Raw genomic sequence first — 11,972 nt, 5'->3', positions numbered from 1 at the left:
ACCCGCGCTGCTTCCGCTGGAGGCAGCGTTTCTCTCTGATCTGAAAGTGACTTGTTTCAAGTGAGTGATGCCATGACCACTTCTGCCCAATCCGCACGCCACGGTCTTGATGATCTGCGTCAGCTGATGAAGCGCCTGCGTGCCCCCGAAGGTGGCTGCCCATGGGATCGGCAGCAGACCTATGCCAGCATTTTGCCGCACACGCTGGAGGAAGCGTATGAGGTCGCTGATGCGATCGAGCGACAGGATTTTATGCAACTAAAGGATGAGCTGGGCGATCTGTTGTTTCAGGTAATCTTCTATGCACAGCTGGCTGCGGAAGAACAGCGGTTCGATCTGGATGATATCATCGATAACCTGGTTGCCAAGCTGCTGCGCCGCCATCCTCACGTATTTCCTGATGGCACTCTGGCCAGTGATGCAGTGACCGATCCGCTGCCCGAGGCGGAGATCAAGCTGCGCTGGGAAGAGATCAAGGCCGAAGAGCGGGCAGAAAAAAGTGCTATCTCTTCTGTGCTGGATGACGTGCCCCATGCCTTACCTGCGCTGAACCGTGCACACAAGCTGCAAAAGCGTGCTGCTTCCGTGGGCTTTGACTGGTTTGAGTGGATGCCAGTAAGGCAGAAGCTGTTGGAAGAGCTGGATGAGATTGATGAGGCACGGGCACTTGGCGATCAGGACGCCATGGAGGATGAACTGGGTGATGTCCTGTTCAGCTGTGTCAATCTGGCACGCCATTTAAAGATTGATCCGGATAAAGCATTACGCCGCGCCAATAATAAGTTTGAACGACGCTTTCGCCGGGTGGAACAGCTGGCAGAGGCCGGGCACATAAACATGCAGGGCAGTTCTCTGGAGGTGTTGGATCAGCTCTGGAATCAGGCCAAGCAGGAAGGGCTGTAGCAGCCCTTCGGAATAGAACATAACAACAATGAATCAGGGCGTGCTGACGAACACGCCCGAACAACCAGCGCACATACGCCACATCAACGCAGGGACAGACCGTGAGTCCATTTCAGTGGACTTGACGCAATGCAGCGCCACTTTTTATTGAAGTGGAGAAAGATGAAAACATCAGGCCGAACACCGGTTTTCATTTTCACCAATGCATGAACGCATGGAGATAGTCTATGGTCGATGTGCACCAACCATTACGGGATAACGTCCGTCTGCTCGGCGACAGCCTGGGTAAGACCATCGAGGACCACCTCGGTACCGCCATTCTCGATACCATCGAGACCATTCGTCGTCTGGCCAAGCAGGGCCGGGCGGGTGATAGCGAAAGTCGTGCCCGTCTGGAAGAGCTGCTGACCACCCTCAGTGATGAGCAAATCCTGCCCGTTACCCGCTCCTTCAATCAGTTTCTCAATCTGGCCAATATCGCCGAAGAAGTGCACCGGGTGCGGCGACGCAAGCATGACAGTAACCAGCTGATGGATGATGACACGCTGCCACAGCAGCTGGTCAGGTTGCATAACCATGGCATCAGCAAGGACGATATCGTCAAACAGATTCTGGCGCTGGATATCGAGCTGGTACTGACGGCACACCCCACTGAGGCTGTGCGCCGTACCCTGATCCAGAAATATGATGGCATCGCAGAATGCCTGCGTGCTCTGGACAACGTGGGCGATGATACCGCGGATGGTCAGCGGCTGGTCGACCGGCTCAAGGAGCTGATCAGCCAGGCCTGGCACACCAATGAAATCCGCACCCGCCGACCGACCCCCGTGGATGAAGCCAAATGGGGGTTTGCCATCATTGAGAACTCGCTGTGGAAAGCCATGCCGCGCTTTCTGCGCCAGCTGGATGAGTCGGTGGAAATTGCGACCGGTCATCGCCTGCCATTGTCAGCGGCGCCTATCCGTTTTGCCTCCTGGATGGGGGGGGACAGAGACGGCAATCCCTTTGTCACCTCGGCGGTAACTCGCGAAGTGTTGCTACTGGCACGCTGGCAGGCAGCAGACCTGTTCAGTAAGGATATCTCTGACCTGCGGGCAGAGTTGTCCATGGGGGATTGCAATGCAACGCTGCGACAGGCCGTGGGTGACGATGAGCAGGAACCATATCGTGCCTATCTGCGACAGCTCAGCCGTCGCATAGAGGCGACCCAGCGCTGGGCGCGTGATGAGCTGGCAGGACGGCCAGCGGACGACAGTGACATCCTCAGGCACAACGAAGAGCTGCTGCAGCCGTTACTGGAGTGTGACCGCAGCTTGCGTGAATGCGGTATGGACATCATCGCCGAGGGTATGCTGCGCGACATCATTCATCGGGCCTATGTCTTCGGAATCCACCTGCTGCGTCTGGATATCCGGCAGAACTCTGAGCGCCATGCACAGGTGTTTGAAGAGCTGGTGGCTTATTACGGCTGGGGTAACTATGCGGAATGGTCAGAACCGCAGAAGCAGGCCTTTCTGCTGCGCGAGCTGAAAGATCGCCGTCCGCTCTTCCCCCGTGACTGGGTACCCTCTGAGGAGGTGCAGGAGGTTCTAGCAACCTGTCGCACGGTTGCGCAGACTCCCGCATCGGCGCTGTCCGCCTATGTTATCTCCATGGCCAGTGTGCCGTCTGATGTGCTGGCGGTCATTCTGTTGCTGAAAGAAGCGGGCATGAGCTGGAACATTCCAGTTGCGCCGCTGTTTGAAACGCTGGATGACCTTGATAACGCCCAGTCATGCATGCAGCAGCTGCTCGATATGCCCTGGTATAAGGCTTATACCCAGGGGCAGCAGATGGTGATGATCGGCTACTCGGACTCCGCCAAGGATGCTGGCCATCTGGCGGCGACCTGGGGACAGTTCAAGGCGCAGGAAGCGCTGACCGCACTGTGCAGTGAGCGTGGCGTTCATCTGACACTGTTCCATGGTCGTGGCGGTACCGTAGGCCGGGGCGGTGGCCCCAGCCATACGGCCATCCTGTCACAGCCGCCCAGGTCGGTTAACGGCAGTATTCGGGTGACCGAGCAGGGTGAGATGATTCGCTTCAAGTTCGGCATTCCTGAAATCGCTGTACGCAACCTTGAGCTTTACACCGGTGCCGTACTGGAGGCGACCCTGACGCCAGCCCCGGCGCCCAAAATGGAATGGCGCAAGCTCATGGATGATATGACGGCGGTGTCTTGCCGTGAGTACCGCGCCATGGTGCGGGATAACCCACAGTTTGTGCCGTATTTCCGTGCAGCCACGCCTGAGCAGGAGCTGGCCAAGCTGCCATTGGGCAGCCGTCCGGCGAAGCGTAAAGTCGATGGTGGCGTGGAAAGTTTGCGGGCGATTCCGTGGATCTTTGCCTGGACGCAGATGCGCCTGATGTTGCCGACCTGGCTGGGAAGTGATCAGGCGCTGGCGCGGATCGAAGCGCAGCAGCGTCTGGATGAGCTGCGTGATATGGCATCGGAATGGCGTTTCTTTTCCGCCTATCTGGACATGCTGGAGATGGTCATGGCCAAAACCGATACCAATACGGCGGCCTGGTACGATCAGCGCCTGGTCGGTGCGGACCTGCAGCCTCTGGGGGCGGAGCTGCGTACCCGGCTGCGCGACATGATTGCACTGTACAAGCGCATCCGTGGGCGCGATGAGTTATTGGTTCAGAACCCGGTGATCAAGCATTCTATCGGCGTGCGCAACCCCTATATCGATCCATTGCATCTATTGCAGGCGGAGCTGATGCGTCGGGTACGTCTGTATGGTGAAAAAGGCGTACCCAATCAGATCGACCAGGCGCTGATGGTCACCATGACGGGAATCGCCGCTGGCATGCGCAATACGGGGTGATTGGTGCCTCTGTCACCACCTGCCCGGTGTTGCTACTGGCTGCTAGCTAGTTGAAAAGACAGGTCTTTTCGACGAAAAACGACCACAATTTAGCCATTTTTACAGTGCCTGTTGTGGTTTCAGTGCTAAAGCCCTTTGTCGTATTGCACAAATGGGTCTGACCCGTTAAGGTCTGGCCCATTCACGTCCGCGAACGATGTGTTGTACACACATTGACCGGGACTCGCCTGGTTGCATGGTGACGTGCAGTGGGTTGTACGGATTACAAAACAACTTGGAGAGATGCTACATGCGTATCATTCTTTTGGGAGCACCCGGTGCTGGCAAGGGCACTCAGGCTCGTTATATTACTGAGCGTTATGATATCCCCCAGATCTCCACTGGTGACATGCTGCGCGCTGCAGTCAAAGCCGGTACTCCCCTAGGTCTGCAGGCCAAGGAAGTGATGGCCAGCGGTGGTCTGGTGTCTGATGATCTGATCATCGCACTGGTCAAAGAGCGTATTGCTCAGGCTGATTGTGCCAAGGGTTTCCTGTTTGATGGCTTCCCCCGCACTATCCCTCAGGCGGAAGCACTGAAAGAAGCCGGCGTGAAACTGGATCATATTGTCCAGATCGACGTTGATGATGAAGAGATTGTTAAACGCATGAGCGGTCGCCGCATTCACGAAGCCTCTGGTCGTGTATATCACACTCTTTACAATCCTCCCAAGGCTGAGGGTAAAGATGATGTGACGGGTGATGAACTGATCCAGCGTGAAGATGACAAGGAAGAAACCGTACGCAAGCGTTTGCAGGTGTACCACACCCAGACTGCTCCGCTGGTGGACTTCTACAAGGCGCTGGCGGAGAGTGATCCTGCTACTGCACCCAAGTATAACTACATTGCCGGTGTTGGCAGTGTAGATGATATTCGTGACAAGGTATTTGCAGCTTTGGGCTGATATCCGCACGTTTACCGTTATGACGGTAACAGCAGGACTATGACAAAAGGAGCTTCGGCTCCTTTTGTGCTTTTCAGGCGGTCTTATGTTACGAGACAGGAAGGTGGTGTTACACATCAGCGGGTGAGCTTGGGTGTGTACAAGTTTTGTTCATTTCCTATGTAAATATTCTGTATAAATTTCGTCTTAATTGTGAAAAAGTTTGGCCATTCTGTGCCGATAGGTCTCTGGTGATCTCTCCTAAATGTTGATCCCGGAGGTAGCCATGCAAATACAGCAGTCACTTGTTGGTATGGGCGCCATTCACGATGCCAAGGAACAGCAGACACTGTTGCGCACCAGTAGCGCGCTCTCTGCTTCGGTGGTGTCAGAAGAGGCAAATCAGACCACTGGTTCGAATACGGCGGCCATGTCCACCGCCACGCAGGTACAGCTTTCCCCCAACGCCCTAGAGAATGATGCCGAAGACCCTAGCGCTGATGAGCAGGAGGCGTTTGCCACCGAGCTGATCAGTGGTGTGTTTGGCCAGTCAATGCAGACCAAGGTTGTCAAGGCATCGACCTGGAACAGCAGTGAAGCCAGTAAGGTCACCGCGACGCCATCTGCTGACACGGCGCAGTCAGGCGCGGTTGCGGCAGTCAAGGAATACACCTACCTGCATCAGGAAGAGTCTATGTCCTTTGCGGCCGCAGGCTCTGTTACCACGGCTGCCGGTGATTCCATGTCCTTTAATCTGCAGCTGGAGATGAGCCGAAGTTTCACCTATGAGGGTGCCAGAGTGCAGCAGGGGACGTTTCAGCTGACAGACCCGCTGATGATCAGCCTCAATGGTGTCCCCCCATCACTCAGTGAGATGCGTTTCAAGTTTGATCTGGATGCTGATGGTCAGCGTGATCAGTTGGCCTTACCGAACGCTGGAGTAGGTTTTCTGGCGCTGGATCGCAATGGTGATGGTCGTATCAATGATGGCACAGAGCTGTTTGGTACCCGTTCCGGGAATGGTTTTGCCGATCTGGCCAAGTACGATGCCGATCATAATGGCTGGATTGATGAGTCTGATCCGATTTTCGACCAGTTGCTCGTCTGGCAGAAGGACAGCTCCGGCAAGGATCAGCTGCTCAGTCTCAAAAAGGCAGGCATTGGTGCCATGTATCTGGGGAGTGTCGATACGCCTTTTGCCCTTCGTGACAAAGACAACAATCCACTGGGGCAGCTTAGTCGCAGTGGTCTCTACCTCAAGGAGAATGGTGAAGTAGGTGGGTTGTTTCAGGTCGATCTGGCCATTCAGCAGGCTCAGCAGCAGGATGAAGAGCAGGCTTCTGCTGACCAGACGCCGTCAGCCGATCAGGGGAATTTCAGCCCTGAGGTCCATTCCTGGCTCAAGTCCATGGCTGAGCTGTACAACCAGGCGATGGCTTCGCTGAACAAGTTGCATCAACCGAAGAAGACGGATGAGGACAGCAACGATCCGGTCAGCCGCTTTACCAGACTGATCAAGGAAATGCTGGATGCGATGCGTGAACGACGCGAAAAGGCCCGCGAAGAGAAGCACTACCAGCAAGGTGATCCTTCTGCAGCCGAGCAGTTGCAGCATCGGCGCACGATGGCAGAGAGCCAGTACAGCAGTATGAGTTTTCAGCTGAAGATTGAAGGAAGCTACCAGCAGGTGAATATTTTGACCTGAGCTCGTGGTTGGTTTCGGGAGTCGATGCGGTAAAATGCGGCTTCCGGAATTGAGAGTGAAGTCATGTCATATATTCTTGCCCTGGATGCAACCACTGAGGCCTGCTCTGTCGCACTGTTGACTGGCGAGCAGGTCATCGAGGACTTCCAGGTCATCCCACGTCTTCATGCGCAGCGCTTGTTACCGATGATTGAGGCTCTGCTGGCTCAGGCAGGGGTATCGCTGGCGCAGCTGGATGCGCTGGCATACGGCCGTGGCCCGGGGGCGTTTACGGGGATCCGCATTGCTGCCGGAGTCGCGCAGGGTCTTGCTTATGCGGTGGATCGTCCGCTGTACCCTGTTTCAACCCTGGCTGCGATGGCACAGGGTGCGTGGCGGGAAACGGGCCAGCAGGCCATTCTGGCAAGTCTGGATGCCCGCATGGATGAGGTCTACTGGTCGGCGTATCGCATAGAGCAAGGGCTGGCCGTTTTACAGGGCGACGAGCAGGTCTTGCCACCTGAGAATGTCGTGTCTCCGTCCGGTGAATGGTTGGGATGGGGAAGTGGCTGGCGCTATGCATCACGCTTCTCGGGAGCTGTTCAAACACATTCCCATCATGTTGAAGTGTTTCCTCATGCGCAGGACGTAGCCCGGCTGGCAATGCCGTTGCTGGCGGCGGGCGTGGTTATCAGGGCGGAAGAGGCGTTGCCGGTCTATATCCGGGATCAGGTTACTCATAAGGCCGCAGGATAAGCCATGTTCGTGAGTTCTGTGCTCCCTTCTGCAAAGGTGATTGTGCTGTCATGTTGATGAGTCTCTGGCAGCAATTGCTGGTGGCCCTGGTACAAGGGGCTACGGCCATCTTGCCGGTCGCCTCCAGCTCTCATGGCATGTTGCCACTGCAGTTGCTGGGATGGCCTTTGCCATCGCTGGCGACTTACATTGCTATCCAGAGTGGCATCGTACTGGCCATTCTATGCTATGGTTGGCGAGACTTCCTGCATCTGACCAGCGGTTGGTGGCAATCCGTGAAAGGGCAGCATAGCCCTCAAGGCTGGCTGAGCTGGGGATTGTTGCTGTCGGCTATACCTGCACTGCTGGGTTACTGGCAGCTGCGTGAGTGGTTGATGTCGATTGGCCATCCCTTGCTGATTGTGGCCGCGACCCTGATCTTTGCCATACTACTGCAGTGGGCAGACTCTTGGCGTCACTATTGTCGCCTGGCTATTTCGCTAAGCTGGGTAGAGTTGCTGCTCCTGATGGCTGCACAGGTTCTGGGACTCCTGCCGGGGGCTTCTTTTACCGGTGTCGTTATAACTGCGCTGCTGGTAATAGGTTATGAGCGCGTAGCTGCTGCCAGGCTGGCAATTCTGTTGTCGCTGCCGATACATCTCATGATGATAGCTGCTGCCTCTCAGGCGATGCTGGGAGATGCTGTGCCCATCTACTGGGCAGAAACATTATTATTGTTTGGTAGTAGTTTCATCGCTGCATTGCTGGCCTTCCATCTGTTGCTGACGTTGTTAAAACAGTTCAGCTTCTGGCCTCTTACCTGTTATCGCCTGTTACTTGGAACGGTGCTGTTGCTGGTACTGGTGACTGCCTGATGCAATCTGGGGAAATCCGCTTATTTCGTTAAAAAATGCGATAAAACAGCCCGATACCTACTTGAGTGCGGCGACTGAACAGTTAAACTTGTAGCACTTTGAAATAGGAAGTGCTGATGCGGGTTGAGGGATATTCAGGCTACGACTGGCGCGTAGGGAGTAAGCGCAGAACTGACCGTCAGGAAGGTTCTGTAACGGGCTCAGGTTCAACTTCCTCGGGTAGTACAACGCATCGAGTTGCCAGCGACAGTAGCCAGCGACAGGCTTTGGGCAAGTTATGGGCGATGGCCTCCGAGATAGGTCTGCGCCAGTTCAAAGCCCTGTCTTCCTATTTGACCACTTCAAGTTATAAGCAGCTCGATGAAGCTAACAGCGTTGAGTTGGTAGGTATCGATACCTATGCCTGATGTTTGCCTGCCAGCCCCTAATACTATGTTTGCTATCCTTCCCTTTTCAGACGCTGAAGTCAGCATTGCACTGCAGTTAGCTGAGCATCTGTGTTGCGTCTGCCTGCCAGTCATGTCACCACGAGATGTCTCTGAATATGAGCAGGTCCTGTGGATACATCCAGAAGGGTTAGCTATTCAACAGACCGGACAAAAAGCACCTGGCCCTGTTCGAGTTGACTTTCTGCAGGGAGCGCAGGCGCATCGGCGGCTTTTTGGCGGCGGGGCTGGGCAGAGTGTAGCCAAGGCCATTGGTATCAAAGGGAAGCGCCGACCTACCGTTCTGGATGCCACGGCAGGACTGGGGCGTGACAGTTTTGTCCTGGCTTCTCTGGGTTGTGAGGTTCAGATGTTTGAACGTAACCCTTGGGTAGCCGCTTTGCTTGCAGATGGAATGAAACGTGCCGCGGAAGATCCGGAGGTGGGGCCGATCATCGATCGCATGAAGCTGTTTCAGCAGGATGGAAAGGATTATCTGACCAGCCTGACGGCTCAATCCCAGGCGTTGAATGCTGATGTCATTTATCTTGACCCGATGTTTCCCCACAGCGACAAATCGGCAGAGGTCAAAAAAGATATGAAGGCCTTTCGCACCCTGGTAGGCGCGGATGAGGACAGCGCAGAGTTGCTGGCGGCGGCGGTGGCAGCCAACCCTTGTCGGATAGTGGTGAAAAGGGCACGGAAAGCGCCTGCGATTGAGGGGGTAGTACCGTCAATGGTGCTGGAAGGAAAGTCCGGCCGTTTTGATATCTATACCTTCCGTGCACTTCCTGATTGAGGCAATGTTGATTGTTTGTATGGCGGATGGGATGTAACCCATCCGTCTTTACCTGGTAATGAGTTTTTAAATTTCATCATCCCCGGTGGATGATGATGAGCCTTCCTGTGAGTTAGTAATGGGGAGGTGGTGGCTCGCCCTGATTAGATTGTTCGGGGTTGGTCATCTGCTTCATCTGCTCATGCATGAGGTGGAGCATGCGATGTAAGGTTTCCAGCTCTTTTTGCTGGTGAACTAGTTCATCGTTCAGCTGGTTGATGGTGTCGTCCATAAATGCGACCCGTGTTTCCAGCTCAGTCAAGCGGTCTTCCATAGGGCCTCCCGTGGGCTTATGTGTGAAGAGAGCTAACAATGATATCGGTAAGTAACCTTGTGGGAAGTGTCAGAGCTCATTCCCAATCTTTTCGCCTGTACTTCTGACGCTTTCTGTATTTGTCAGCTATTGATGTAAAAAAGAGAGATACAATGACACCAAAAAATATCGTAGTGAGCATCGTCATCAGCGCGCTGGTAACACTACCTTTGCCGCTGCTGCTCCAGCAAATCTTGCCTGAACTAGCCATGTCTAATGCCTTCATCCCCGTCTGGGCAGTAGCTGCTGTATTGGCGGCCATCGCCAGTGTTCTGGGTCTGTTTGTGAGTACGCGGGTGGTAGGTGAAGAGGACGACGAAAATGATACTCGCGAACTGGGCCAGGTAAAGTGGTTCAACGTCAACAAAGGTTTCGGTTTCGTTACCCGGGAAAATGGCGAGGATGTATTTGTACATTTCCGTGCCATTCGTGGAAAAGGCCATCGTACCCTGGTGCAGGGGCAGAAAGTGCGCTTTCACGTGATTCAGAGTGACAAAGGTTTGCAGGCGGAGGATGTCTCTATTCTGCGTTCCTGATGCGTTGAGTGTGTTTGTCAGAACAGCCCCTGTTGGGGCTGTTCTGCTTTTGGCGGCAGGCTCCAGGCGCCTGCCACAGGCGATACCTCATTGATCAGCTCATGCCAGAGTTGAGTCAGCTGTAATGCATCGCCGATATCAGGCATGTGAACAAAAAAGTAGGGGTGCTTTCCCTGTGCCAGCCACTGGCTCATCTTGGTGGCCCAGGGGCGAAGAAACTCGGTGTTTTTCTCTAGCTGTGGGTGACCGATAAAACGCACCATGGGGCATTCCACCGGGTCCAGAATGTGTACTGGCAAACGAGGCTTTTTCCTCTGAGCTTCACGTGTCGCTTCATCATCCGGTAGCGCACTGAACAGGGCTCTGCTGTCAAAACATACTCTGCTCATCCTTCTTTCCAGTAGTCCGCGATTCAGCTGGCGCTCACTTTCTCCCTTGGCAAAAAAGTCCGGATGGCGTACTTCCACAGCGATGGCTAAGTATTCAGGCAGTGCATCCAGAAAGCGCCACAGGCTATCCAGCTGCGATGCGGAGAATTGAGCCGATAGTTGCAGCATGAAGGGGCCACAGACGTCCATCAGGGGTTGCATGGCATGCATGAAGCGAGAAGTCTCCTGTGCACAGTTGGCCAATTGTGCATCATGGCTGATCTGGCGCGGAAACTTGAAGGCAAAGCGAAAGTGATCTGGAACTTGCTGGCGCCAGCGCTCTGACTGACGGGGGTCAGGCAATGAATAGAAAGTGGTATTCCCTTCTACTGTATTGAACGTCTGGGCATAAAGTGCCAGTGGTTGCCTCTCTGGTGCTCCCAAGATACTTTTCCACCGAGGATGTTGCCATTGTGGACAACCCAGATAGTAGTTAAGGGACATTGAGTAAAAAACAACCTCATATATTAACTTATTGATTTATAAGTAGAATTTTATCTATTCCCAAGGATGTCCACACTGATGGGCAGAGAAAACTTGGAAAAGCTGGATAGTGTGAGCCGATGTTTGATCGAATAGGTCAGTTTTCAAGTGGCTATCCCAAGCTTATCAAGGTTTTCTACACAGACCTATGTAAGCTGTGAGTAAGTGCTGTGTGGCTATTGCAGAGCCGTTAGCAGAATTATCTGACTTCACGAGTGCTTGACAGTAAGTGAACATATTATTATTATGCACGCCGTCGACGCGGGGTGGAGCAGCCTGGTAGCTCGTCGGGCTCATAACCCGAAGGTCGTCAGTTCAAATCTGGCCCCCGCAACCACATTCAGGAAAGGGCGATTACCGTAAGGTGGTCGCCCTTTTCGCATTCTGGGTTTGAGAGGAAAAAGCATCGGGCTCGCTGCTTATAACCCCGGGGCGAAGGTTGTCAGTTCACATCTGGCCCCCACAACCCCATTCAGGAAAGGGCGATTACCGTAAGGTGATCGCCCTTTTCGCATTCTGGTTTTGAGAGGAAAAAGCATCGGGCTCGCTGCTTATAACCCCGGGGCGAAGGTTGTCAGTTCACATCTGGCCCCCGCAACCACATTCAGGAAAGGGCGATTACCGTAAGGTGGTCGCCCTTTTCGCATTCTGGGTTTGAGAGGAAAAGCATCGGGCTCGCTGCTTATAACCCCGGGGCGAAGGTTGTCAGTTCACATCTGGCCCCCGCAATGTAGTGGTCAACTATTTCCGGACAGCTTCTTAGCTTCTTTTTCCCTCATCACCGGGGTTAAACCACCGTTGTGGCAATGAGGCCTCTGTTCGTTGTAATAGCTCATCAGGTAGTCACCGATATCCTTGATCGCCTGATCCAGGCTGGTGTATCCACACTTCGGTACCCACTCACTTTTCACACTGCGAAAGAGCCGCTCCATAGGCGCATTATCCCAGCAGTTACCA

The 11,972-nt window shown here is 54.2% G+C and carries 12 protein-coding genes and 1 tRNA gene; 10 read left to right on the top strand and 3 right to left on the bottom strand.

What is annotated here, in order from left to right; all coding sequences use genetic code 11:
- The first annotated feature begins 72 nt into the window (after positions 1–72).
- The 8 genes from mazG to WH50_RS19650 all read left to right on the top strand — a co-directional run bounded on the left by mazG (position 73) and on the right by WH50_RS19650 (position 9,216).
- Complete coding sequence (mazG, locus tag WH50_RS19680; RefSeq protein ID WP_110189000.1) at positions 73–903, top strand: nucleoside triphosphate pyrophosphohydrolase; 831 nt, start codon at positions 73–75, stop codon at positions 901–903.
- Positions 904–1,130: 227 nt separating this feature from the next.
- The gene (gene ppc / locus WH50_RS19675) at positions 1,131–3,776 is read left to right on the top strand and encodes a phosphoenolpyruvate carboxylase (protein ID WP_110188989.1); all 2,646 of its coding nucleotides are present in this window, start codon (positions 1,131–1,133) and stop codon (positions 3,774–3,776) included.
- A gap of 289 nt (positions 3,777–4,065) precedes the next feature.
- Positions 4,066–4,719 (top strand): adenylate kinase, encoded by a 654-nt coding sequence (adk, locus tag WH50_RS19670; protein WP_110188988.1) that lies wholly within the window; start codon positions 4,066–4,068, stop codon positions 4,717–4,719.
- 265 nt (positions 4,720–4,984) lie between these two features.
- Positions 4,985–6,403, top strand: a complete 1,419-nt coding sequence (locus WH50_RS19665; protein ID WP_133251378.1) for a hypothetical protein — start codon at positions 4,985–4,987, stop codon at positions 6,401–6,403.
- 63 nt (positions 6,404–6,466) lie between these two features.
- A complete protein-coding gene (gene tsaB, locus WH50_RS19660; RefSeq protein WP_110188986.1) occupies positions 6,467–7,138 on the top strand; it encodes a tRNA (adenosine(37)-N6)-threonylcarbamoyltransferase complex dimerization subunit type 1 TsaB in 672 nt (223 codons plus the stop codon).
- A 50-nt stretch (positions 7,139–7,188) separates the two neighbouring features.
- Entirely contained in the window at positions 7,189–7,992 is an 804-nt protein-coding gene (locus tag WH50_RS19655; protein WP_110188985.1) for an undecaprenyl-diphosphate phosphatase, read from the top strand.
- A 116-nt stretch (positions 7,993–8,108) separates the two neighbouring features.
- Positions 8,109–8,399, top strand: a complete 291-nt coding sequence (locus tag WH50_RS26165) for a hypothetical protein (RefSeq protein ID WP_133251377.1) — start codon at positions 8,109–8,111, stop codon at positions 8,397–8,399.
- Positions 8,392–9,216, top strand: coding sequence for a class I SAM-dependent methyltransferase (locus WH50_RS19650; protein WP_341476841.1), 825 nt, complete (start codon positions 8,392–8,394; stop codon positions 9,214–9,216). The genes WH50_RS26165 and WH50_RS19650 overlap by 8 nt, the downstream gene beginning before the upstream one ends.
- 112 nt (positions 9,217–9,328) lie before the next feature.
- Here WH50_RS19650 and WH50_RS19645 read toward each other — a convergent pair whose 3' ends face one another.
- The gene (locus tag WH50_RS19645) at positions 9,329–9,529 is read right to left on the bottom strand and encodes a SlyX family protein (RefSeq protein WP_110188983.1); all 201 of its coding nucleotides are present in this window, start codon (positions 9,527–9,529) and stop codon (positions 9,329–9,331) included.
- Positions 9,530–9,681: 152 nt separating this feature from the next.
- Here WH50_RS19645 and WH50_RS27185 point away from each other — a divergent pair, with 152 nt between their 5' ends.
- Positions 9,682–10,104 carry a cold-shock protein gene (locus WH50_RS27185; RefSeq protein ID WP_110188982.1) on the top strand — a complete coding sequence of 141 codons (423 nt, stop codon included), beginning with the start codon at positions 9,682–9,684 and terminating at the stop codon, positions 10,102–10,104.
- Positions 10,105–10,121: 17 nt separating this feature from the next.
- On the opposite strand, the gene WH50_RS19635 is transcribed toward WH50_RS27185, so the two are convergent.
- On the bottom strand, positions 10,122–10,916 hold the full coding sequence (locus tag WH50_RS19635) for a DUF72 domain-containing protein (protein WP_207780402.1): 795 nt from the start codon (positions 10,914–10,916) through the stop codon (positions 10,122–10,124).
- A gap of 359 nt (positions 10,917–11,275) precedes the next feature.
- On the opposite strand from WH50_RS19635, the gene WH50_RS19630 reads away from it, so the two are divergent.
- A tRNA-Met gene (locus WH50_RS19630) sits at positions 11,276–11,352 on the top strand.
- Positions 11,353–11,752: 400 nt separating this feature from the next.
- Here the strand turns inward: WH50_RS19630 and WH50_RS19625 are convergent.
- On the bottom strand, positions 11,753–11,972 hold a 220-nt coding region (locus WH50_RS19625), incomplete at its 5' end, for an integrase core domain-containing protein (protein WP_165838489.1).

This window comes from Pokkaliibacter plantistimulans, assembly GCF_003194385.1.
In the GTDB taxonomy this organism is placed as follows: domain Bacteria; phylum Pseudomonadota; class Gammaproteobacteria; order Pseudomonadales; family Balneatricaceae; genus Pokkaliibacter; species Pokkaliibacter plantistimulans.
The sequence above is the reverse complement of the archived record's forward strand: the minus strand, read 5'-3'. Positions and strand labels throughout refer to the sequence as shown.

Bases quoted from the DNA above. Each gene is read 5' to 3' on its own strand.
- mazG (WP_110189000.1), top strand. From the start codon at position 73: ATGACCACTTCTGCCCAATCCGCACGCCACGGTCTTGATGATCTGCGT.
- ppc (WP_110188989.1), top strand. From the start codon at position 1,131: ATGGTCGATGTGCACCAACCATTACGGGATAACGTCCGTCTGCTCGGC.
- adk (WP_110188988.1), top strand. From the start codon at position 4,066: ATGCGTATCATTCTTTTGGGAGCACCCGGTGCTGGCAAGGGCACTCAG.
- WH50_RS19665 (WP_133251378.1), top strand. From the start codon at position 4,985: ATGCAAATACAGCAGTCACTTGTTGGTATGGGCGCCATTCACGATGCC.
- tsaB (WP_110188986.1), top strand. From the start codon at position 6,467: ATGTCATATATTCTTGCCCTGGATGCAACCACTGAGGCCTGCTCTGTC.
- WH50_RS19655 (WP_110188985.1), top strand. From the start codon at position 7,189: ATGTTGATGAGTCTCTGGCAGCAATTGCTGGTGGCCCTGGTACAAGGG.
- WH50_RS26165 (WP_133251377.1), top strand. From the start codon at position 8,109: ATGCGGGTTGAGGGATATTCAGGCTACGACTGGCGCGTAGGGAGTAAG.
- WH50_RS19650 (WP_341476841.1), top strand. From the start codon at position 8,392: ATGCCTGATGTTTGCCTGCCAGCCCCTAATACTATGTTTGCTATCCTT.
- WH50_RS19645 (WP_110188983.1), bottom strand. From the start codon at position 9,529: ATGGAAGACCGCTTGACTGAGCTGGAAACACGGGTCGCATTTATGGAC.
- WH50_RS27185 (WP_110188982.1), top strand. From the start codon at position 9,682: ATGACACCAAAAAATATCGTAGTGAGCATCGTCATCAGCGCGCTGGTA.